The sequence below is a fragment of the Streptomyces sp. NBC_01190 genome, from assembly GCF_045039895.1.
Taxonomy (GTDB): Bacteria; Actinomycetota; Actinomycetes; order Streptomycetales; family Streptomycetaceae; genus Actinacidiphila.
The window spans coordinates 7,478,166-7,501,513 of the sequence record NZ_CP108580.1; the positions used below are offsets into that span (position 1 = coordinate 7,478,166).

Annotated in this window: 17 protein-coding genes; 15 read left to right on the forward strand and 2 right to left on the reverse strand. The window is 72.3% G+C overall.

The genetic code is table 11. The annotated features are described in order from the left end of the window. Positions 1-81: 81 nt before the first annotated feature. The 6 genes from OG519_RS31415 to OG519_RS31440 all read left to right on the forward strand — a co-directional run bounded on the left by OG519_RS31415 (position 82) and on the right by OG519_RS31440 (position 10,459). Positions 82-1,086, forward strand: coding sequence for a LacI family DNA-binding transcriptional regulator (locus OG519_RS31415; protein ID WP_405591122.1), 1,005 nt, complete (start codon positions 82-84; stop codon positions 1,084-1,086). 178 nt (positions 1,087-1,264) lie between these two features. Then, on the forward strand, positions 1,265-2,701 hold the full coding sequence (locus tag OG519_RS31420; RefSeq protein WP_405591125.1) for an ABC transporter substrate-binding protein: 1,437 nt from the start codon (positions 1,265-1,267) through the stop codon (positions 2,699-2,701). Positions 2,702-2,708: 7 nt separating this feature from the next. Then, positions 2,709-3,659: a carbohydrate ABC transporter permease gene (locus tag OG519_RS31425; protein WP_405591128.1), complete on the forward strand. Its 951-nt coding sequence runs from the start codon at positions 2,709-2,711 to the stop codon at positions 3,657-3,659. A 62-nt stretch (positions 3,660-3,721) separates the two neighbouring features. Further along, complete coding sequence (locus tag OG519_RS31430; RefSeq protein ID WP_405593133.1) at positions 3,722-4,528, forward strand: carbohydrate ABC transporter permease; 807 nt, start codon at positions 3,722-3,724, stop codon at positions 4,526-4,528. A gap of 118 nt (positions 4,529-4,646) precedes the next feature. Beyond that, complete coding sequence (locus OG519_RS31435) at positions 4,647-7,364, forward strand: alpha-mannosidase (RefSeq protein ID WP_405591130.1); 2,718 nt, start codon at positions 4,647-4,649, stop codon at positions 7,362-7,364. A gap of 119 nt (positions 7,365-7,483) precedes the next feature. Then, positions 7,484-10,459, forward strand: coding sequence for a glycoside hydrolase family 2 TIM barrel-domain containing protein (locus OG519_RS31440; protein ID WP_405591133.1), 2,976 nt, complete (start codon positions 7,484-7,486; stop codon positions 10,457-10,459). Between the two features lie 92 nt (positions 10,460-10,551). Here OG519_RS31440 and OG519_RS31445 read toward each other — a convergent pair whose 3' ends face one another. Beyond that, entirely contained in the window at positions 10,552-11,562 is a 1,011-nt protein-coding gene (locus tag OG519_RS31445) for a Gfo/Idh/MocA family oxidoreductase (RefSeq protein WP_405591136.1), read from the reverse strand. 113 nt (positions 11,563-11,675) lie between these two features. On the opposite strand from OG519_RS31445, the gene OG519_RS31450 reads away from it, so the two are divergent. From OG519_RS31450 to OG519_RS31485, 8 genes are all read left to right on the forward strand, one after another. Beyond that, entirely contained in the window at positions 11,676-12,467 is a 792-nt protein-coding gene (locus tag OG519_RS31450; protein ID WP_405591139.1) for a GntR family transcriptional regulator, read from the forward strand. Between the two features lie 202 nt (positions 12,468-12,669). Next, positions 12,670-13,590: a TIM barrel protein gene (locus OG519_RS31455; RefSeq protein WP_405591142.1), complete on the forward strand. Its 921-nt coding sequence runs from the start codon at positions 12,670-12,672 to the stop codon at positions 13,588-13,590. A gap of 3 nt (positions 13,591-13,593) precedes the next feature. Beyond that, complete coding sequence (gene iolC / locus OG519_RS31460) at positions 13,594-14,565, forward strand: 5-dehydro-2-deoxygluconokinase (RefSeq protein WP_405591145.1); 972 nt, start codon at positions 13,594-13,596, stop codon at positions 14,563-14,565. Next, positions 14,565-15,443, forward strand: coding sequence for a deoxyribose-phosphate aldolase (locus OG519_RS31465; RefSeq protein ID WP_405593135.1), 879 nt, complete (start codon positions 14,565-14,567; stop codon positions 15,441-15,443). Before iolC ends, OG519_RS31465 begins: the two co-directional genes overlap by 1 nt. After that, positions 15,440-16,387, forward strand: coding sequence for a 5-deoxy-glucuronate isomerase (gene iolB / locus OG519_RS31470; protein WP_405591148.1), 948 nt, complete (start codon positions 15,440-15,442; stop codon positions 16,385-16,387). Before OG519_RS31465 ends, iolB begins: the two co-directional genes overlap by 4 nt. Further along, entirely contained in the window at positions 16,384-18,453 is a 2,070-nt protein-coding gene (gene iolD / locus OG519_RS31475) for a 3D-(3,5/4)-trihydroxycyclohexane-1,2-dione acylhydrolase (decyclizing) (RefSeq protein ID WP_405591151.1), read from the forward strand. The genes iolB and iolD overlap by 4 nt, the downstream gene beginning before the upstream one ends. Further along, complete coding sequence (locus OG519_RS31480) at positions 18,450-19,949, forward strand: CoA-acylating methylmalonate-semialdehyde dehydrogenase (RefSeq protein WP_405591154.1); 1,500 nt, start codon at positions 18,450-18,452, stop codon at positions 19,947-19,949. The genes iolD and OG519_RS31480 overlap by 4 nt, the downstream gene beginning before the upstream one ends. Before the next feature lie 121 nt (positions 19,950-20,070). Further along, positions 20,071-21,300 carry a glycoside hydrolase domain-containing protein gene (locus tag OG519_RS31485; protein ID WP_405593137.1) on the forward strand — a complete coding sequence of 410 codons (1,230 nt, stop codon included), beginning with the start codon at positions 20,071-20,073 and terminating at the stop codon, positions 21,298-21,300. On the opposite strand, the gene OG519_RS31490 is transcribed toward OG519_RS31485, so the two are convergent. Then, the gene (locus tag OG519_RS31490; RefSeq protein ID WP_405591157.1) at positions 21,234-22,673 is read right to left on the reverse strand and encodes a PLP-dependent aminotransferase family protein; all 1,440 of its coding nucleotides are present in this window, start codon (positions 22,671-22,673) and stop codon (positions 21,234-21,236) included. The two genes, OG519_RS31485 and OG519_RS31490, sit on opposite strands and share 67 nt — an antisense overlap. 47 nt (positions 22,674-22,720) lie before the next feature. Between OG519_RS31490 and OG519_RS31495 the strand changes: the two genes are divergently transcribed. Continuing rightward, the gene (locus tag OG519_RS31495; RefSeq protein WP_405591158.1) at positions 22,721-23,218 is read left to right on the forward strand and encodes a carboxymuconolactone decarboxylase family protein; all 498 of its coding nucleotides are present in this window, start codon (positions 22,721-22,723) and stop codon (positions 23,216-23,218) included. Positions 23,219-23,348 lie beyond the last annotated feature (130 nt).

Consider the following 23,348-nt stretch of genomic DNA (forward strand, 5'->3'; position numbering starts at 1 on the left):
CCGGGGAGGGTACTCGGCCGGTCGTGCATACTCGGGGCCTGCGGCGCGTGTCGGTGCGCCGCGGGCAGTGGGAGGTGCGCGATGGCAACGTCGGCGGGGTCGGAATCCCGGAGAGTCACGATCCATGATGTCGCCCGGTCCGCCGGTGTGTCCCGGCAGACCGTGTCGCGGGCGCTGAACGGCAAGGATGAGATCGAGGTGTCCACCAAACAGCGTGTGCTCGACGCCGCCCTCGCCCTCGGCTACCGGCCGAGCCGGTTCGCCCGCGGGCTGGTCCGGCAGGACACCACCACCATCGGCCTGGTCATCCCCGACCTGCTCAACCCGTTCTTCACCGAGGTCGCCGCGGCGGCCCTGGAGGCGGCGCGGGCCCGCGGCTGGCATGTGGTCGTATACGACACCGCGGACCGGGCCACCGAGGAGATCGGCACGCTCCAGGTGATCGGCTCGCAGGTGGACGCGGTGGTCGGCTACTTCAGCGCCGCCGAGGACGAACTGGACCGCTTCACCCGCGGTATGCCGATGGTGCTGATCGGCCGCGAGCACCGGATGGCGCGGTTCAGCTCGATCCGGATCGACGGCGAGGACGGTGTGCACGCCGCGGTCGCGCACCTGGTCGCCCGGGGCCACCGGCGGATCGGCATGCTCGACCACGACGGCCGCGCCGAACCCAGCGTGCGGCGCGACTGGTTCACCGCCGCCGCGACGGCGCACGCCCTGGAGACGGGCCTGGTGGCCGGCGCGGCCCAGTCGGCCGACGGCGGCGGCGCCGGTCTGCGGGCGCTGCTCGAAGCCCATCCGGAGGTCACCGCGGTCTTCTGCTTCAACGACATCGTCGCGATCGGCGCCCTGCGCGAGGCCCGCAGGATGGGCCGGAGCGTGCCGCGCGATCTGGCCGTGATCGGCTTCGACGGGCTGCAACTCGGCGCGCTCGTCGAACCCCCGCTCACCAGTGTCGCGCTGGACACGCGCCGGCTCGGCGGGCTCGCCATCGACCAGGTCGGCAGGCTGCTGACCGGGGACGATCCGCTGGGAGCCGATGAACTCGTGGTCCGGGCCGAGTTGCGACCGGGCGGCTCCGCTTAACCTGTTGGACTCGCGATTGACCCGTATGTCTTGACATTCGACCGCCGCAGAGCGCAAACTTCCGGGAAATTCGCGGGCGTCCGTGAACGTTCACGGGAACGCTCACGGGAGCGCTCACGGGACGGGATGTGCCACTCCCGCCACGGCGTTCGGCGCTTGGCCCGACACCGTTGCGTCGGTGCCCGAAGAAGCGCACTCCAACCAGCAGGCAGCCTGCCTTGAGGTGTCAACGTCGACCCGTCCAGCACTGGAGCTGGACCTCTGGAAGGAAACCATGAGAAACACCGCCTCGCGCGTCCGCCTCGCAGCCGTGGCCGCGGCAGCGAGCATCGCCGTGCTCGCCGGATGCTCGTCGTCCGATCAGACGGGGAAGTCCGCTTCGTCCGCCGCTTCCTGCGAGCCCGCGAAGGGCAAGGTCACCCTCCAGTACTGGAACACCGTTCCGGACATGGACAAGGTCGTCGCTCTGTGGAACAAGCAGAACCCGAACATCCAGGTCCAGACGAAGAACATCTCCAACGACCAGTACGGCACGATCAGCAACGCCCTCAAGGCGGGCAGCGCGCCGGACCTCGCCCAGGTCGGTTACGACGAGCTGCCCAACCTGCGCACCCAGAACGCCTTCGTGGACGCCTCGGCCTGCTCGGCGGCCACCGCCGCCAAGTCGAAGTTCGTGCCGTGGACGTGGTCGCAGACCAGCTTCGGCGGCACCGGCGTCTTCGCCTTCCCGCAGGACACCGGCCCGATGGCCCTCTTCGTGCGCAGCGACCTCTTCAAGCAGCACGGCCTCGCCATCCCGAAGACCTGGGACGAGTACGCGTCGGACGCGCGGAAGCTGCACGCCGCGGACCCCAACCTCGACATGACGTTCTTCGACCCGAACAACGCCGAGTGGTTCAACGGCCTGCTCTGGCAGAACAGCGCCCAGATGTACGCGTACTCCGACAACAAGTGGCACGTCACCGTCGACTCGCCGCAGAGCAAGCAGGTCGCCGACTACTGGCAGAAGCTGATCGACGACAAACTGGTGCGCACCGACCTCGCCAACGGTTCCACCCAGATGTACGCGGCTTACCAGAAGAACCAGATAGCCAGCTATGTCGGCGCGGCCTGGGGCTACAGCATGTTCCGCGACAACCTGCCCAGCCAGGCCGGCAAGTGGTCGGTCGTCCCGATGCCGACCTGGGGCACGAACGCCGCGTCCGGTGACTGGGGCGGCTCCACCGTCGCCTTCATGAAGGGCAGCAAGCACCTGTACGAGTCGGTCAAGTTCAACACCTGGCTGAACACCGACCCGCAGGCCCTCGCGCTGGAGAACAAGCTGGGCGGGCTCTACTCGGCGGCCACCGCCGGCACCCAACTGCCCTCGCTCACCCAGGGTGTGCCGTACTACGACAACCAGAAGATCTTCGACGTCTTCGCCGACTCGTCCAAGAACATCGACACCAGCTTCACCTGGGGGCCGACCCAGAAGACGGTGAACCTGAGCCTCCAGGACGCGATGGCGAAGGCCGCGGCCGGCCACGGCACGCTCAGCGACGCGCTCTCGACCGCCCAGGCGACCGCGCTGAAGTCGATGAAGGACCTGGCGATCCCGGCCGACGCGGGCAAGTGACCGTCGCATGATCGACACCGAAACCAGCGCTGTGCGCGTGGTGGCGGCACCCCGGGGCTCCCGTCGCCGGCCAAGCGGCGGCGGCCCCCGGGCGGGCACCATCATCGCCTTCCTGACCCCGTTCTTCCTCCCCTTCGTGCTCTTCTACCTGGTGCCGGTCGGCTACGCGCTCTGGCAGAGCTTCCGGGTGGTGCGGCGCAGCGGCGGCCAGTACGGCACGTCCTACACCACCTTCGGCGGCTTCGAGCAGTACGGACAGGTCTTCCAGAACTCCGAGTTCTGGTCCAGCATCGGACGGATCGGCCTGTTCGGCATCGTGCAGGTGCCGGTCATGCTGTTCGTCGCGCTGATCATGGCGCTGCTGCTCGACACCCCGCTGCTGAGGATCAAGTCCTTCTTCCGCATCACGGCGTTCATGCCGTACGCGGTGCCGGGCGTCATCGCCGCGATCATGTGGTCGTACCTCTACTCACCGCAGCTCAGCCCGGTGGTGGAACTGCTCAAGGGGGTCGGGCTGCACCCCGACTTCCTCGGGCCGAGCGCCGTGCTCTGGTCGGCGGCGAACATCTCCACCTGGCTGTGGACCGGCTACAACATGCTGATCATGTACTCGGCGCTCCAGTCGATCCCGCAGGAGCTCTACGAGGCCGCCAAGCTCGACGGCGCGGGCAACTGGAAGATCGCCTGGCTGATCAAGGTCCCGATCATCGCCCCGTCGATCGTGCTCACCACGGTGTTCTCGATCATCGGCACCCTCCAGCTCTACGCCGAGCCGGCCGTGCTCCGCCAGATCTCCTCGAACATCTCCAGCACGTTCACCCCGAACATGCTCGCGTACGCGGTGGCCTCGGGGAACAACTACCAGCAGGCAGCGGCGATCTCCGTGGTCATCGCCCTCATCACCTTCGTCTTGAGCTTCGGGTTCATGCGACTGACCTCGAAGAGGGCCGGACTGTGAGCGACCAGACGGCGGGCCGCAAGACCGCCACGCGTGAGAGCCGGGCCAGCCGCACGGCGGTCATGGCGCTGATGCTCGTCCTGACGATCTACTTCCTGCTGCCGATCTACTTCCTGATCGTCGCGGCGACGAAACCGCAGGGCGACCTCGCCTCGACCAACGGCCTGGCCTTCTCGCACTTCAACCTCTTCAGCAATCTGCGCATCCTGTTCAGCCGCAGCGACGGCATCTTCCTGAAGTGGGCGCTGAACAGCGTGATCTACGCGGTGCTCGGCGCGGCCGTCGGCACCCTGATATCGGGGCTGTGCGGCTACGCGCTGGCCAAATTCCGCTTCCGCGGCCGCGAGTTCCTCTTCTCCGTCGTGCTCGGCGGCGTCCTGGTGCCCACCACCGCGCTCGCGCTGCCGCTGTTCCTGCTGTTCTCGGCGACCGGGATCGTCAACACCTACCTCGCGGTGTTCCTGCCGAGCATCGTCAGTCCGTTCGGTGTCTACCTGGCCCGGATCTTCGCCGCCGCGGCCGTCCCCGAGGAGATCCTGGAGTCGGCCCGGCTGGACGGCGCCGGTGAGTTCCGCACCTTCTTCTCGGTGGCGTCCAGGCTGATGGCGCCGTCGCTGGTGACCATCTTCCTCTTCCAGTTCGTGGCGATCTGGAACAACTTCTTCCTGCCGATGGTGATGTTGCAGAAGGAGTCGCTCTTCCCGGTCACCCTCGGCCTCTACGAGTGGAACGGCCAGACCGCCCGCGCGCCGCTGCTCCAGGAATCGGTGATCACCGGCTCGCTGGTCTCGATCGTGCCGGTGATCGTCGTCTTCATCCTTCTCCAGCGGTTCTGGCGCACCGGGCTCGCCTCCGGCTCGCTGAAGTGACGCCGCAGCCGTAGCGCCGCCCCCTCTCCCGCCTCCCCTCCCGTCTCCTATGCCGCCCGCCGACAGAAAGTCGCCGACCATGCGAAACCCAGCCGGTCACGTCGATTCCGCCGTTTTCGTGCCCCATTTCCACTGGGACCGGGAGTGGTACGAGCCTTTCCAGGTGTTCAGGCACCGGCTGGTCGCCGCTCTCGACACCGTGCTGGAGACGGCCGAGGCGGACCCGGATTTCCGGTTCACCGTCGACGGGCAGATGGCCGCGGTCGAGGACTATCTCCAGATGCGGCCGGAGAACCGCGACCGGGTCGCGGCCCTGGTCGCCGACGGCCGGCTCGCCATCGGTCCCTGGCTGATCCTGCTCGACGAGTTCCTCTGCTCCGGCGAGACCATCGTGCGCAATCTCCGGATGGGCTGGGCGGCGGCGGCCGAACTCGGCGGCTCGATGTCCATCGGCTATCTGCCGGACATGTTCGGCCATGTCGCGCAGATGCCGCAGATCCTGGCCAGGGCCGGCCTCGGACACGCCGCGCTGTGGCGCGGCGTGCCGGGCTCCGTCGAGGGCCACGCCTTCCGCTGGCGCGCCCCCGACGGCTCCGAGGTGCGCACCGAGTTCCTCTTCGACGGCTACGACAACGGCCTCGACGTCCTGCTGGTGCCGGACCGGATCGACCGGGCGCTCGGCCAGTACGCCCGGATGACGGCCCACCGCTGGGGCACCGACCCGGTGCTCGCGATGGCCGGCACCGACCACAACGCGCCCGACCCGGCGCTCGCGGCCTGGCTGCGGCGCGCGTCGAGCGACGAGCGCGCCATCACCGTCGCGACACTTGAGGAGTACATCCGCTACCATGCGCGCGACGAGGTCGCCGCGGTCGTCACCGGTGAACTCCGCAGCCATGTGCGCGGCAACATCCTGCCGGGTGTGCTCTCCGTACGGCTCGGACTCAAGCAGCGGATGGCGATCGCCGAGCGCACCATCGACCACGCCGAGCGGATCAACGCCCTGTGGTCCCGGCGCGACGACTCGGCGTTCCTCGAACTCGCCTGGCACAAGATCATCGAGTCGACCGCGCACGACTCGGTCGTCGGCTCCGGCACCGACGAGACCTGTGACCAGGTCGAAGCGCGGCTCGCCGAGGCCGCACAGACCGCCAGGGCGGTCCGGGACGCCGCGCTCGCCGAGGTCGCCGCGCTGGTGCCGAGCGACGGCCACCTGGTCGCCAATCCGCTGCCGTTCGCCCGTACGGCGTCGGTCGAGGTCGATGTCGTCGCACCGCCCGAGGGGAGCGTGCTCGTCGCGACCGCCGCCGACGGCTCGGTGCGGCCCGTGCAGCTGATCGCCAAGGCTCCGACCGTGCTCAGCGACGAGCGGATCGACGCCTCGCAGCTCGAACGGGTGCTGCGCCGGATCCACCGCCGTGAGCTCTTCGGCCGGCTGATCGACACCTACGAACTCACCCCGGGCTCGCTCGTCTTCCACCTCGCCGAGGTGCCGGCCGGCGGACCCTTCGACCTGATGATCCTGCGCGCGAAGGTCGCCGAGGCGGCCGCCGCGCACCCGGGGGAGTGGCGGGTGCTGACGCTGGAGGAGGCCCGCGCGACCGCGCTCGTGCCGGTCGAGGTACCCGCCGGCGGGCTGGCGGGCTTCCGGGTCGAGGCGGCCGGGCGGACGCCCGCGCCGCCGACGGGGCCGGTGCCCGCGACGGCGGCCGGCCGCGCCCTGTCGAACGGCCTGGTCGAGGTCGAGATCGCCGCCGACGGCACCCTGGACGTGACCGGGGCCGACGGCTCCGTACTGCGCGGGGTGGGCCGGCTCGTCGACGGCGGCGACCGCGGCGACAGCTACAACTACGGCCCGCCGGCCCGCGACAGGCTCGTGACGGAGCCGACCGGGATCACCGTCGAGATCCTGGAGGACGGCCCGCTGCGGTCCAGGACCCGGGTCACCCGCGTCTACGACTGGCCCGCGGCGCTCTCGGCCGACCGCGACGAACGCGGCGGCGAGACCGTACCGACCCCGGTGGAGACCCTGGTGGAGGTACGGGCGGGCGAGCCGTTCGTCCGCGTCTCCACCGCGTTCCTGAACCGCTCTGCCGACCGCCGGCTGCGCTTCCATGTGCCGCTGCCCGAGCCGGCCGCCGAGTCCGCCGGCGCCGGGCAGTTCGCCGTCACCCGGCGCGGGCTCACCGCCGAGGGCGGCTGGGGCGAATACCCGATCCCGACCTTCCCGGCGAGCACGTTCGTGTCGGCGGGCGCCGCGCACGTGCTGCTCGACCACGCCACCGAGTACGAACTCGTCGGCGACGGCGCCGAACTCGCCATCACCCTGCTGCGCGCGATCGGCTCGATCAGCGTCAACATCCATCCGTACCGGGACGAGCCGGCGGCGACCGAGATCCCGGCGCCCGGCGCGCAGGACCTCGGGATCCGGATCGAGAACCGGTTCGCCGTCCTGCCCTCGGCGGCCGGCTGGCAGGGCGCGAACGCGGTGGCGCTCGCCGAACTCTTCCGCAACGACGTCCTGGTCACCCGCGGCACCGCCGCCGCGGGCGGCCCACTGCCGCCCGACACGGCCGGGGTGCGGGTCGACGGCGCGGACGTCTTCGTGTCGACCGTCCGCCGCGTCACCACCGGGGACGATGGACCCGGCACCGAGGTACGGCTGGTCGCGATGAGCGACACCGGGGCGACCGCGCATGTGACGGGCGCCTTCACCGAGGCCACCACGGTCGACCTGCTCGGCCGGCCGCTGTCCACCGCGTCGGCCGCCGGCGGACTGCGGCTCGCCCTCGGCCCCTGGGAGATCCGCACGGTCGTGCTCCGCCAGGGCCGGTGACCGCCGGCCGAGTTCAGAGCGTCGGCAGCCCGCCGACCGCCAGGTGACCGCACGGAACGGGACCGTCCGGCGTCCGCAAGCCGCGCGTCCTTCCGCCATCGAGAAAGAGTTGTGACCTCGTGCCCTCTCTCCAACCCGCGTATGTCTCGGACCCCGCGCCCGGGCGCGGCGCGCTGCGTGCGGCGCGCTCGTGGCTGCGCTCCGACGCCCCCCGCCGTTCGCTGAACGGACCGTGGCGGTTCCGGCTGGCGCCGACCGCGTCGGCGGCGGCGGACTTCGCGGCCGAAGGCTTCGACGACGACGGCTGGGACGTCATCCCGGTGCCCTCCCACTGGGTGCTCCAGGGCGACGGGAAGTACGGCCGGCCCAGCTACACGAATGTGCAGTACCCCTTCCCGATCGACCCGCCCCACGTGCCGGACGAGAACCCCACCGGCGACTACCGCCGCCACGTCGAGGTCCCCGCCGCGTGGTCGGCCGCCGAGCGCGTACTGCTGCGCTTCGACGGCGTCGAGTCGCTCTTCCGGCTGTGGGTGAACGGGGTCGAGATCGGCACGGCCGCCGGCAGCCGGCTCGCCCACGAATTCGACGTGACCTCGGCGCTGCGGCCGGGGGACAACGTCGTCGCGGTGCGCGTCCACCAGTGGTCGGCGGCCAGTTACGTCGAGGACCAGGACCAGTGGTGGCTGCCGGGCATCTTCCGCGACGTCACCCTGATCGCCCGGCCGGCCGGGGGCGTCGAGGACGTCTGGCTGCGGACCGGCTACGACGACGGGTTCGGCCGGATCGACCCGGAGGTGTCGGCGGAGGCGGCCGCTTTCCCGGTCACCCTCCGGCTGCCGGAACTCGGCGTCGAGCGGGTCTGGGCCACCCCGGCCGATGTGACGCCGTTCGACGTCGGCGCGGTCGAGCCGTGGACGGCCGAGCGGCCCCGGCTGTACGACGCCACCGTGTCGACGGCGACCGAGAGCGTCGGCCTGCGCATAGGGTTCCGTACCGTCGAGATCCGCGGCGACCAATTCCTCGTCAACGGCCGGCGCGTCGTCTTCCACGGCATGAACCGCCACGAGACCCACCCCGAGCGCGGCCGCGTCTTCGACGAGGCGCACGCCCGCGAGGACCTGGCCCGGATGAAGCGCTTCAATGTGAACGCGATCCGCACCAGCCACTACCCGCCGCACCCCCGGCTGCTCGACCTCGCCGACGAACTCGGCTTCTGGGTCGTCCTCGAATGCGATCTGGAGACGCACGGCTTCGACGCGGTCGGCTGGACCGGCAATCCGAGCGACGACCCGGCGTGGCGCGAGGCGTACCTCGATCGCGTCGCGCGCACCGTCGAACGGGACAAGAACCATCCCAGCGTGGTGATCTGGTCGCTCGGCAACGAAGCGGGCACGGGTGGCAATCTGGCCGCGATGTCGGCGTGGGTCCACGCCCGCGACACCGGACGGCCGGTCCACTACGAGGGCGACCACACCGGCGAGTACACCGACGTCTACTCGCGGATGTACGCCTCGGTGCCGGAGACCGAGCAGATCGGCACCGACGGCTCCCGCGCGCCACTGCTCAACTGCACCCCCGCGCAAGGCGCCAGGCAGCGCACCAAGCCGTTCCTGCTCTGCGAGTACGCCCACGCGATGGGCAACGGACCGGGCGCGCTCGACCAGTACGAGGCGCTGGCGCGTCGGTATCCGCGGCTGCACGGCGGCTTCGTCTGGGAGTGGCGCGACCACGGGATGGCCGCGACCACCCCGGACGGCACCCCGTACTACGCCTACGGCGGCGACTTCGGGGAGGTGGTGCACGACGGCAACTTCGTGATGGACGGCATGCTGCTCAGCGACGACCGGCCGACCCCGAGCCTGTACGAGTTCAAGTCCGTGGTGCAGCCGGTCCACTTCGCCTTCGACGGCGACGAGGTGGCGATCACCAGCCTGCGGCACTCCGCCGACACCTCCGACCTGCGCTTCCGCTGGCGGGTCGAGCACGACGGGACGCCGCGGGCGTCTGGGGAGCTGGCGGTCCCCGTGGTCGCGGCCGGCGAGACGGTGCGGGTGCCGCTGCCGCCGGTCGCGGTGGCGCGGGACGCGGAGACTTGGCTCACCGTCGACGCCGTACTGGCGGCCGGGACCGCCTGGGCGAGCGAGGGGCACCTGATCGCGACCGCCCAACTCGACCGTTCCGCGCCCCGCCCGGCGCCCGCGGTCCGGCTCAGGACCGGGTGGCGGGCCGACGAGGGGACGCTGACGCTCGGCGTCGCCGACTTCACCGGCGGCTCCCTCAGCCGCCTCGCCGGCCGTCCGGTGACGGGCCCGCGGCTCGAACTGTTCCGGGCCCCGACCGACAACGACGAAGGCACCTCGGGGGACATCGGGGAAAGCGACGCGGGTGTCGCCGGGGTCTCCAACGCCGCCCTGTGGCGCCGTGACGGCCTCGACCGGCTGACCACCCGGCGCGTCAGCGTCGAGCGCGCCGGAACCGCACTGCGCACGCTCGACAAGGTCGCCGCGGCCAACTCCGGCCGGTGGGTGACGGTGGAGTCGGTGTGGTCGCTGGAGGGCGACGCGCTCGAACTGCGGGTGGAGATCGCGCCGTCGGGCAACTGGCCGACGGTGTGGCCGCGGATCGGGATACGTTTCGAACTGCCCGACGGCGCGGCCCCGGTCGACGGCGCCGACTGGTTCGGCCTCGGCCCGCTGGAGTCCTACCCCGACAGTCTGCGGGCGGCGCACACGGGCCGCTTCGCCGCCACCGTCCGCGATCTCTCGGTGGACTACGCCCGCCCGCAGGAGACCGGACACCGGTCCGCGGTACGGCGGTTGGCGCTCACGAGCGCCGGGACCGAGGTGCTGCGCGTCGAGGCGCTCCCGGACACGCGCGGGCGCCGGCCCGGTTTCACGCTCAGCCGCCACACCCCGCGGCAGATCGCCCGGGCCGGCCATCCCTTCGAGCTGCCGGAGTCGACGGCGAGTCACCTGATCATCGACGCGGCCCAGCACGGCCTCGGCTCACGGGCCTGCGGCCCCGACGTGTGGCCCGCGTTCTCGCTGCGCCCCGAATCCCGCACGATCAGGATCCGGTTGACGGCGGGCTGAGCGTGCCGGGGAACGGGTGCGGGCGGGTGGCCGCGGTGAGAGGATCTCGCCGCGGCCACCCGCCCGGTGCCCGTCGCAGGTGTCGGCGCCGGTCAGGCGTCCGGCGCGATCCGGATCGGGCGGCCCTCCTTGCGCGAGCGGGTCGCGGCCTCGGCGACGGCGAGCGCCGCGCGGGCGTCCCGGCCGGTGCAGGGGCTGGTCCTGGTGCCCGCCACCAGCTCGGTGAACGCGGTGAGTTCGGCCCGGTAGGCGTCCTGGAAGCGCTCCATGAAGCCGCCGTACGGGGTGCCGGCCGGCCAGGACGCGCCCTCGGCCGAGGTCAGCGGAGCCCGGTCGGTGAGACCGGCCGCCAGCGTGCCCTTGGAGCCGCACGCTTCGAGGCGTACGTCGTAACCGGCGCCGTTGTAGCGCGTCGCGGTGCAGCTCGCCAGGGTGCCGTCGTCCAGGGTGAGCAGCGTGACCGCGGTGTCCACGTCGTCGGCCGCGGCGAAGAACTCCTCGCCGCGGTTGGCGCCGGTCGCGTAGACCTCGGTGACCTCGCGCCCGGTGACCCACCGGATGATGTCGTAGTCGTGCACGGAGCAGTCGCGGAAGATGCCGCCGGACGCCGGGATGTAGCCGGGGTGCGGCGGGGTCGGGTCGGCCGTGCACGCGCGCAGGGTGTGCGTCCAGCCGAGCCGTCCTTCGGTGACCGCCTCGCGCACCGCCCGGTATCCGGCGTCGAAGCGGCGCTGGAACCCTATCTGCAAGGGCGCGGCGGCCCCTTCGCGGGCAGCCCCGTCGAGCGCTGCGAGGACCGCGTCGGTCTCCGCCAGCGTGCCGGCCACCGGCTTCTCGCAGAACGTCGGCAGGCCGGCCCGCTGGGCGGCGAGGATGAGTTCGGCGTGGAAGGCGGTGGGCGCCGCGATGACGACCCCGTCGAGACCGGCGCCGAGCAGGCCGTCCAGGTCGCCCGCGTACCGCGCGCCGACCCGCTCCGCCACCGCGCGGGCGGAGGCCTCGTCGGCGTCGTGCACCACCATGCCGGTCACGGCCGGCAGGCCGGCGAGGGTGGCGGCGTGGAACGCGCCGATACGGCCTGTGCCGATCAGTCCGATACGCATGTGCGGGTGCCTTTCGTGCGGGGACCTGGAGGGGTCACCCAGCTTTCTACTCTCCGACAGATGACAAGGCAAGAGTTTGTTATGACATATGGACGTACATAGCTTAGTGTGCAATGAGTCATACTGGCGTCCATCGGCAGGAGTCTCCAGGAGGGGTGGGCGTGGAGTCACTCGCGCAGCAGATCACCATCGACCGCGGCAGTCCGGTGCCGTTGTACTTCCAGTTCGCCCAGCAGTTGCAGAATCTCATCGAGACCGGGGTGCTGCCCCCCGGCACCCGGTTGAGCAACGAGGTGGCGATGGCGGACCAGTTCGGGCTCTCCCGCCCGACGATGCGCCAGGCCATGCAGCACCTGGTCGACAAGGGACTGCTGGCCCGCAAGCGCGGGGTCGGCACCCAGGTGGTGACCAACCGCATCCGCCGCCAGCTCGAATTCACCAGCCTCTACGAGGACTTGGCACGCGAGCGGCGCCATCCGACCACCGAGGTGCTGTCCATCGTGACCGCGCCCGCGGACCGCGGGATCGCCGCCGCGCTCCGGGTGGACGAGGGCGCCGAGGTGGTGGCGATAGAAAGGCTCCGCTTCGCCGACGACGAGCCGATCGCCATCATGCGCAACCATCTGCCAGCGGATCTGGTCGAGTTGACCCGGGCATCGCTCGGCGGGGCCGGGCTGTACCAACTGCTGCGCCGGGCCGGCATCTCGCTGAGCACCGCGGAACAGACCATCGGCGCCCGCCGGGCCACCACCGCCGAGGCGAAGCTCCTCGACGAGACCCGCGGGGCGACCTTGTTGACCATGGTCCGCACCGCGCACGACGAGTCGGGCCGGCCGGTCGAGTACGGCTCGCACGTCTACCGGGCCTCCCGGTACTCGTTCGAGATGACGGTCGCCGCGCGTTGACCGGGCCGCGCCACGCTGAGGCGGCGGAAGTCCGAATGTCAGGACAAATTATTGACATGCTGTCGCTGCGGAAGGCAGGCTCGAACCACACACACCGGGCAGCCCGTCCGGCGTGCCGCACGGGCAGCACATGGGAAGAAGGGCGTGGTATGCGGATCAGGTTGGCCGGCGCCGGGACCGGCGCGGCGAAGCGAGACCGGTCATGACCGCCCCGCTCGCCCGGCGCATCGCCGGCGCGCCGATCTCGTGGGGGGTCAGCGAGGTGCCCGGCTGGGGCCACCAGCTCGAACCCGGCACGGTGCTCCGGCAGATGACGGAGATCGGCCTCACCGCGACCGAGTTCGGCCCCGACGGCTTTCTGCCCGACGCCCCCGCCGAGAAGGCCGCGGCCCTCGCGTCGTACGGCCTGCGCGCGGTCGGCCAGTTCGTGCCCGTCGTCCTGCACGACCCGGGGCACGACCCGCTGCCCGAGGTCGAGACGGCGATCGCCGGCCTGCTGGCCGCCGACGCCGGCACCGTCGTCATCGCGGCCGCCACCGGAACCGACGGGTACGACGCCCGGCCGGCCCTCGACGAGGCGGGCTGGACCAGGCTGCTCGCCAACCTCGACCGGATCTCCGCCGCCGCGGCCGCGGCCGGCCTCACCGCGACCCTCCACCCGCACGTCGGCACCATGGTCGAGACCGGCGAGGAGACGGCCCGGGTCCTCGAAGGCTCCGGCATCGGGCTCTGCCTGGACACCGGCCACCTGCTCATCGGCGGCGGCGACCCGGTCGCGATCGCCGCGCGCTGGCCCGGCCGCATCGCCCATGTGCACCTGAAGGACGTACGCCTCGGCCTCGCCGAACGGGTGCGCGCCGGCGACATCTCCTACACCGCGGCCGTCGCCGACGGCATGTACGCGCCGCTCGGCGCCGGGGACGTCGACATCGCGGAGATCGTCCGCCTGCTGGAAAGCAGCGGTTACACCGGCTGGTACGTACTGGAGCAGGACACCATCCTGCACGCGGCCCCCGGCGCGCCCGGCGGCGCGGACCCGCTGGACGACGTACGCGCCTGCGTCGCCTATCTGCTGTCGCTCACCGAGGCCCCGGCGCCGGCGCCCGGCCCGGCGGGGGAGTGAGCGATGGCCCACGACCTCGTCACCATCGGGCGGACCGGTGTCGACATCTATCCGCTCGACCACGGTGTCGGCCTCGAAGAGGTCCGCACGTTCCAGAAGTTCCTCGGCGGCAGCGCGACCAACGTGGCCGTCGCCGCGGCCCGCCACGGCCGCCGCGCCGCCCTGATCACCCGCGTCGGCAACGACCCCTTCGGCCACTACGTGCGGATGGAGACCGCGCGGCTCGGGGTCGATCCGGTGCACGTCACGCCGATCGCCGACCGGAACGGACCGCCCACCCCGGTGACCTTCTGCGAGGTCTTCCCCCCCGACGACTTCCCGCTCTACTTCTACCGGTACGGCGCGGCTCCCGATCTGATGATCCGCCCCGACGAACTGCCGCTCGACGACATCCGCGAGACGGCCGTCTTCTGGGCGACCGTCACCGGCCTGTCCGCCGAGCCCAGCCGATCGGCCCACTTCGCCGCCTGGCGGGCGCGCGGGCGCCGCAGCCGTACGGTGCTGGATCTCGACTACCGGCCGATGTTCTGGGCCGGCCCAGAAGAGGCCTCCGAGCAGGTCGGCCGGGCCCTGGACCAGGTCACCGTCGCCGTCGGCAACCGCGAGGAGTGCGAGGTGGCGGTGGGCGAGAGCGACCCGTCGCGGGCCGCCGACGCGCTCCTGGACCGCGGCCTCGAACTGGCCGTCGTCAAGCAGGGCCCCAAGGGCGTGCTCGCCGCCACCCGCGACGAACGGGTCGAGGTGCCGCCCTTCCCCGTCCAGGTGGTCAACGGCCTCGGCGCCGGCGACGCCTTCGGCGGCGCGCTCGTGCACGGCCTGCTCAGCGGCTGGGAGTTGCGCCGCGTCATCGAGTTCGCCAACGTCGCGGGCGCCCTGGTGGCCTCCCGCCTCGAATGCTCCACCGCCATGCCCACGACCGCCGAGGTGGAGGCCGCCCTCGCCTCCCGGCCGCGCACCTCCGAAAGGACGGCATGATGGATGCCGCACAGCTCACCGAGATCCGGGCCCGCGAGCCCGGACGCATCGGACGGTCGTGGCAGAAGCGCTCCCGGCGCCCGCTCGTCGGGGACGACGGCCGGCTGCTCATCGTCGCCGCCGACCACCCGGCCCGCGGCGCGCTGGGCGTGCGCGGCGACGGCCGGGCCATGGCCAGCCGCCCCGATCTGCTGGACCGGCTCGCCACCGCGCTGTCCAGGCCCGGCGTGGACGGCGTGCTCAGCACCCCCGACCTGCTCGACGACCTGCTCCTGATGGGGGCGCTCGAGGACAAGGTGGTGATCGGCTCGATGAACCGCGGCGGACTCCAGGGCTCCGCCTTCGAGTTCGACGACCGGTTCACCGCGTACACCCCGCAGGCCATCGCCGCCCAGGGACTCGACGGAGGCAAGACCCTCACCCGGATCTGCCTCGGCGAGGCCGGCACGGTGGCGACGCTGGAGGCGACGGCCGCCGCGGTCACCGGGCTCGCCGAGCACGGCCTGATGGCGATGATCGAACCCTTCATGTCCGTACGCCAGGACGGCCGCGCGCACAACCTGCTGGACCCCGACAGTGTCATCAAGTCCATCCACATAGCGAGCGGTCTCGGCGCGACCAGTGCCCACACCTGGCTCAAGCTGCCGGTGGTCGACGAGCTCGACCGGGTGCTGGACGCGACCACGCTGCCCACCCTGCTGCTCGGCGGCGATCCGCAGGGCGACCCGCGCGACACGTATGCGGCGTGGGGCGCCGCGCTGCGGATCCCGCAGGTGCGCGGACTCGTCGTCGGGCGCGCCCTGCTCTATCCGCCGGACGGCGATGTCGCCGCGGCCGTCGACATCGCGGCCGAACTCACCCATGGGAGCGGCAGGTGAACCACGACGCCCGCTGGGTCCTGCCCCTCGGCGCCGCGGCCGCGGACGGATGGGACCTCGCCGTCACCGACGCCCGCCCGGACTGGCAGCACACCAGCCTGCGCGTGGCGACCCTGACCCCGGCCTCGTCGGGGTCCGGCAGCCGCGTCCTGGAGGGCGGCGACTGGGAGTACGTCGTGGTGCCGCTGTCCGGTGCCGCGCACGTCACCGCCACCACCGCCGACGGGACCACCCACGAGGCCGAACTCGCCGGCCGGACCGATGTGTTCGCCGGACCCACCGATGTCGCGTACGTACCGGCCGGCTCGCGGATCACCGTGCGGCCCTCGGCGGGTGCGGCCCGGGTGGCGCTCGCCGGCGCGCTGACGCGGGGCGGATCGGGAGCCGCCGGGCGCGCCTTCCGGCACCTGCCCGCCGCGCAGGTGCCGGTCGAGCGGCGGGGCGCGGGCAGCGCCTCGCGCGAGGTGCGCAACTTCGGCCTCCCCGGCGTGCTCGACGCCGACGCGATCATCGCCTGCGAGGTCGTCACCCCGGCCGGCAACTGGAGTTCGTGGCCGCCCCACAAGCACGACGTTGAGCGCCCGGGCGAGGAGACCGCCCTGGAGGAGATCTACTACTTCGAGACCCGCTCGACCGACCCCCGCGGCACCGACCCCGTCGGCTACCAGCGGGTCTACGCCTCCGGTGCGGACCGGCCGATCGACGTGCTCGCCGAGGTGCGGACCGGCGACGTCGTCCTCGTACCGCACGGCTGGCACGGGCCGTCGATCGCCGCGCCCGACGCCCACCTCTACTACCTCAACGTCATGGCGGGCCCGGGGCCCGAGCGGGCCTGGCTCATCTGCGACGACCCCGCCCACGCCCAGGTCCGCGACACCTGGCGGGAGCAGCCGTTCGACCCGCGGCTGCCGCTGACCCGCCCAGCCTCAGGAGAAACGGTATGAGCACGGAGCAGACCGCGACGGTGCGGCTGACGGTGGCCCAGGCGACGACCCGGTTCCTCGCCGCCCAGTGGTCGGAGCGGGACGGGGAACGCCGGCGGTTCTTCGCCGGTGTCCTCGGGATCTTCGGCCACGGAAACGTCGCGGGCCTCGGCCAGGCGCTGCTCCAGATGGAAGTCCAGACGGAACGGGCGTCGGACGCGCGGTCGCCGCTGCCCTACATCCTGGCCCGCAACGAGCAGGCCATGGTGCACACCGCCGTCGCCTACGCCCGCCAGCGGGACCGCCTCGAAACATGGGCCTGCACCGCCTCGGTCGGCCCCGGCTCGACCAACATGCTGACCGGCGCGGCGCTGGCGACGATCAACCGGATCCCCGTACTGCTGCTGCCGTCCGACACCTTCGCCACCCGGGTGAGCGCGCCGGTACTCCAGGAACTCGAACAGCCCTACGCCGCCGACATCAGCGTCAACGACGCCTTCCGGCCGCTGTCCCGTTTCTTCGACCGGATCACCAGGCCGGAGCAACTCCCGTCGGCGCTGCTCGGCGCGATGCGGGTGCTCACCGACCCCGCCGACACCGGCGCCGTGACGATCTCCCTGCCGCAGGACGTACAGGCCGAAGCACACGACTGGCCGGCCGAGTTGTTCGCCCCGCGCACCTGGCACATCGCCCGCCCGCCGGCCGAGACCGCCCGGATCGCGGCGGCCGCCGACGCCGTCCGCGCCGCCCGGCGGCCGATGATCGTGGCCGGCGGCGGCGTCCACTACTCCGGGGCGGAGGAGGCGCTGCGCGCCTTCGCCGAGGCGGCCGGCATCCCCGTCGGCGAGACCCAGGCGGGCAAGGGATCGCTGCCGCACGGCCACCCGCGGCTGATGGGCGCGGTCGGCTCGACCGGCACCACCGCCGCCAACGCCCTGGCCCGGGACGCCGATCTCGTCATCGGCGTCGGCACCCGGTGGAGCGACTTCACCACCGCCTCCCGTACCGCCTTCCAGCACCCCGACGTGCGCTTCGTGAACATCAACATCGCCGGTTTCGACGCCGGCAAGCACGCGGGCCTGAGCGTGGTGGCCGACGCCCGGGAGGCGCTCACCGCACTGGCCGCCGCCGTCGAGGACTTCCACGTGCCCGCCGCGTACGAGCGGGAGCAGGCCGCCGCGTGGGCCGCCTGGGACACCCGGGTCGAGGCGGCCTACCACCCGGACGCCTCGGTCACCGGCCGCCTCGCGGACGGCGTCCTCGCCCAGGGCGAGGTCCTCGGCGCCGTCAACGAGCACTCCGACCCCCGTGACGTGGTGCTGTGCGCGGCCGGATCGATGCCAGGCGACCTGCACAAGCTGTGGCGGGTCAGGGACCGCAAGGCGTACCACGTCGAGTACGGCTACTCCTGCATGGGTTACGAGATCCCCGCCGCGATCGGCGTGCGGCTCGCCGACCGCACCCGCGACGTCTTCGCGATGGTCGGCGACGGCGGCTACCTCATGATGCCGACCGAACTCGCCACCGCGGTCCAGGAGCGGGTCAAGCTGATCGTCGTCCTGGTACAGAACAACGGCTTCCACTCCATCGGGTCGCTGTCGGAGTCGCTCGGCTCCCAGCGGTTCGGCACCGAGTACCGCTACCGCTCCGCCGACGGTCACCTCGACGGCCCCCGGCTGCCGACCGACCTCGCCGCCAACGCCCGCAGCCTCGGCGCCCATGTGATCGAGGTGCGCTCGCGGTCCGGACTTCAGGCCGCGATCGCCGAGGCGAAGGCATGGCCGGCCGACGGCGGCCCCGTCGTCATCCACGTCGAGACCGACCCGCTGGTCCAGGCGCCCGACAGCGAGAGCTGGTGGGACGTCCCGGTCAGCGCCGTGTCCACCCTCGACTCGACGCGCGCCGCGCACGAGACGTACGCCCGGCACAAGGACACCCAGCGGCCGCTGCTCACCCCGAACGGGTCGGCGGAAATGTATCCGGAAGCAGTCCCGGAGGAGACCCGGCCCGGAATCCCGTCCGGAACCCCGCACGGAACCTCGCACGGAACCCCGCACGGAACCTCGCACGGAAGGAGCCAGCCGTGAGCGACCCGCGGCGCATCACCCACCTCATCGACGGCCTCCCCTGGGCAGGCACCGCCGAACGGACGGGTCCGGTCTTCAACCCGGCCACCGGAGCGCGGACCGGCACGGTCGACCTCGCCTCGGCCGCGGTGGTCGGCGCCGCGGTCACCTCGGCCAAGGCGGCCTGGCAGCAGTGGCGCGAGGTGTCCCTCGCCAGGCGGACCCAGGTGCTCTTCGCCTTCAGGGAACTGCTCAACGCGCGCAAGGAGGAGATCGCGGCCCTCATCACCGCCGAGCACGGCAAGGTGCTCTCGGACGCGGTCGGGGAGGTCACCCGGGGCCTCGAAGTCGCCGAGTTCGCCTGCGGGATCCCGCATCTGCTCAAGGGCGGCTTCTCCGAGAACGCCTCCACGGCGATCGACGTCTACTCGATCCGGCAGAGCCTCGGCGTCGTCGCGGTCATCTCGCCGTTCAACTTCCCGGCCATGGTGCCGATGTGGTTCGTCCCGATCGCGATCGCCTGCGGCAACGCGGTGGTGCTCAAGCCGAGCGAGAAGGACCCCAGCGCCGCGCTGGCGGTGGCCGCCCTGTGGAAGGAGGCCGGGCTGCCCGACGGTGTGCTCCAGGTCGTCAACGGCGACAAGGAGGCGGTGGACGCGCTCCTCACCCACGAGGACGTCAGGGCCGTCTCCTTCGTCGGATCGACGCCCATCGCCAAGTACGTCTACGAGACGGGCACCGCGCACGGCAAGCGGGTCCAGGCGCTCGGCGGGGCGAAGAACCACATGCTGGTGCTCCCAGACGCCGACCTCGACCTTGCCGCCGACGCGGCCGTCAACGCGGGCTTCGGCTCGGCCGGCGAGCGCTGCATGGCGATCTCGGTGCTGGTCGCCGTCGAGCCGATCGCCGATGAACTGATCGCCAGGATCACCGACCGGATGGGCCGGCTGCGCACCGGGGACGGCACCCGCGGCGCCGACATGGGGCCCCTGGTCACCCGGCAGCACCGCGACAAGGTCGCCTCCTACATCGAGGCCGGGGTCGAGGCCGGTGCGCGGCTGGTCGTCGACGGGACCAAGGGGGAGTTCGACGCCGACGGCGACGGCTTCTTCCTGGCGCCGACCCTTTTCGACAACGTCGGCCGGGACATGTCGATCTACACCGACGAGATCTTCGGCCCGGTGCTCTCCGTGGTCCGGGTGGCGTCCTACGAGGAAGGACTGGACGTCATCAACGCCAACCCGTACGGCAACGGCACGGCCGTCTTCACCAACGACGGGGGCGCCGCCCGGCGCTTCCAGCACGAGGTGGAGGTCGGCATGGTGGGCGTCAACGTGCCGATCCCGGTGCCGGTCTCGTACTTCTCCTTCGGCGGCTGGAAGAACAGCCTCTTCGGCGACAGCCACGCCCACGGCACGGAGGGCGTGCACTTCTTCACCCGGGGCAAGGTCGTCACCTCCCGCTGGCTCGACCCGAGCCACGGGGGCATCAACCTGGGCTTCCCACAAAACGACTGACCGTCGGTCACCGGCAAGTCCCGGCGTCCCGCCGGGGACGGCGACCGGGACCGCCGGGGCCGGCTCGGTCGCACGCGGGACGCGGACCGGCTCAGGTTGCTCGCGCAGTTCCGCGCGCCCCCTGGGAGACCTTTCCCTTGACGGGCAGTCATCGCCGGGGAAGACTGCGCGAGGCGCGGCTGACAACGGCGTCCCGCTCTTCGCCCAGTACGTCGCCTTCGGCGCCCAGGGCGTCGACGTCCGCGCCGCGCTGCCCATCATGAAGAAGGGCGCCACCCAGTCGCGGAGCGTCGGCTGGGGCTGGACCGAACGCCCCGGCGTGGAGGACTACGTCCGCCTCGGCTACGCGCCCAACAACGCCGCCTCGCAAGGCGGTCACGGCCTCCAGGGCGCCTCGGAGACCCTGGAGTGGTCGATCGACGACTTCGCCATCGCGCGGCTCGCCGAGTCGGTCGGCGACCACACGACGGCCGACGCGTACGCCAAGCGCGGCAACAACTGGCAGAACATCTACGACCCGAGCACCGGCTATCTGCGCCCGCGGGACGACAACGGCGCCTTCCCGGCCGGGCCCGGCTTCCAGACCCCGCCGGCCGGCGCCTTCGGCCAGGACGGCTACGACGAGGGCAACGCCGCCCAGTACAACTGGTCGGTCCAGCAGGACATGGCCGGCCTGATCGCCGCGATGGGCGGCAAGGACACGGTCGTGCCGAGGCTCGACGACTTCTTCAGCCGGCTCAACGCGGGCGGCAACGACCCCTACGACTGGGCCGGCAACGAGATCGACACCACCGCGCCCTGGGCCTACGACTACGTGGGCCAGCCGTGGAAGACCCAGGAGGTCACCCGGCGCTTCGAGACCGAGCTCTTCAGCACCGCCCCCGACGGACTGCCCGGCAACGACGACAACGGCGCGCTGTCGTCCGAGTACGTCTGGGCGGCGCTCGGCATGATGCCGGCCACCCCCGGCACCCCGACGCTGGCCCTCAACAGCCCGCTGTTCAAACGGGCCGTGATCAGCCTCGGCACCGGCCGGAAGATCACCGTCGACGCGCCCCGGGCCGCGGACGACGCGCCCTACGTCACCGGCCTGCGGCTTGACGGCCGGCCGCGGGAGTCCACCGCGCTGCCCGCCTCCGTCGTCACCCGCGGCGGCGCGCTGGACTTCAGCCTGTCCACCCGGCCCGACACCCCCGCCCCGCTCCCGGCGAAGGGCTCACACCCACGGTGGCGGCGGCACCACGGAAGGCGCGCGCTCGTCGCACGACGGGAACCCCGACCCCGCTACGGCATCACCCCGCACAGGGTGTCCAGCGTGCCTGCCCATGAACTGTCGGAGGGCGCGGCGTAGTTGACCACCAGCGCGGCCCGCTCGGGCAACCGCCAGTCCACGCCGCCCGCCGCGTAGCCGAACTCCGCCAAGCCGCTGACCGCCAGGCCCCGTCCGGCCGCCGCCCGGACGACCGACTGCTCAGTGCCGGGCGGGAGTTCGAGGACCGCCTGCAACCCGGCGGCCAGTCCGGTCACCCGGATGTCCGGGGCGCGCTCCGCCAGGGCCGTCACGAGCTGGTCGCGGCGGCGCCGGTAGCGCAGCCGCATCGAGCGCACATGACGGTCGTAGGCCCCCGACGCGATGAAGTCGGCGAGCGTGAGCTGCTCCAGCGAGCTCGACGTCCAGTCGAAGGCCCCCTTGGCCGCCATGATCCGCGGGAACAGCTCCGCGGGCGGCACGATCCAGGCCAGCCGCAGCCCCGGCGCGAGCGACTTGCTCGCCGTGCCGAAGTACACCACCCGCTCCGGATCGAGCCCCTGGAGAGCGCCCACCGGCTGCCGGTCGTATCTGAACTCCCCGTCGTAGTCGTCCTCCAGGATCAGCCCGCCGGTGGCCCGCGCCCAGTCCACCGCCGCCGCCCGGCGCTCCGGGTGCAGCGCGACCCCGGTGGGGAACTGGTGCGCCGGCGTCAGCAGCACCGCGCCGATCCCGCGCAGCCGCGCCAAGTCCTCGGTGCGGGCGCCGCGTTCGTCCACGTAGAGGGGCGGGGTGCGCAGGCCGGCGTCGGCCAGCCGGTCGCGGTAGACGTCGAAGCCGTACGACTCGACCGCCACCGCCCGGACCCGCCCCGCGGCGAGCGCCCGCGCGACCAGCGCAAGACCGTGGTGGAAGCCGGAGCAGATGACGACCCGCTCCGGCGCGGCGTACACCCCGCGGGCCCGCGCCAGATAATCCGCGACCGCGGTGCGCAGCTCCACCCGGCCGCGCGCGTCGCCGAGCCCGAAGGCCTCGTACGGCGCCGCCGTCAGCGCGCGGCGGGCCGCGGTGAGCCACTGCTTACGGGGGAATTCCGCGAGGTTCGGCGACCCCGGCACCAGGCTGTACGCGGGCCGGGTCCGCGCCGGCCGCGCGGGGGGAGCCGAGGGCGCGGCCCCGCGCGCCCGGACCCGGCCGGCCACCCGGGTGCCGGAGCCCTGCCGGGCGGTGAGCCAGCCCTCGGCGACCAGCTCGGTGTAGGACTCGGCGACCGTGTTGCGGGCGATCCCGAGGTCGGCGGCGAGCGAGCGGGACGACGGCAGCCGGGTGCCGGGGGCCAGCCGCCCGGTGCGTACCGCCTCCCGCAGGGCGCCGGTCAGCCCGGCCCGCAGCCCGGGACCGCTCAACTCCAGGTGCAGGTCCCAGCCGAACGTGGAGGCCGCGGCGGCGCTGGAAATGGCCCGGGAATCCGTCATGTGAATGGACCATAGTCCACAGCCACTTCCCCCCTAGCGTCGTGGGTATGACGACTGACGAACTGCGGGAGAACGAGCGCCACGCGGAACACACACCCCGGCTGGACTGGGCGAAGCTCGCCCCGGACGCCTACAAGGCCATGATCCGGCTCGACACGGTGGCCCGGCAGGGCGTGGCGCCGGCCCTGTTCCACCTGGTCAAGATCCGTGCCTCCCAGCTCAACCACTGCGCCTTCTGCCTGGACATGCACAGCAAGGACGCCCTGGCGGCGGGCGAGTCGGTGGAGCGGATCATCCAGCTCGACGCGTGGCAGGAGTCGCGGCATTTCTACACCGCGAAGGAGATCGCGGCGATCGAGCTGACCGAGGCGATCACCGTACTCACCGACGGATTCGTGCCCGACGAGGTGTACGCGCGGGCCGCGGGCGCCTTCGAGGAGACCGAGCTGGCCCGCCTCATCGTCGCGATCACCACGATCAACGCGTGGAACCGGTTCGGGGTGTCCACCCGGATGGTCCCCGGCCACTACACTCCCGGCGCCTGACACCGCCCGGCCCTGACTCCGCCCGGCGCCTGACACCGCCCGGCCCCGACTCAGCCCGGCGCCTGACTCCGCCCGGTCCCTGCGCCCGCCCCGAGCCGGGCGGACAATGGGAGGGGTGAGGCACACATAG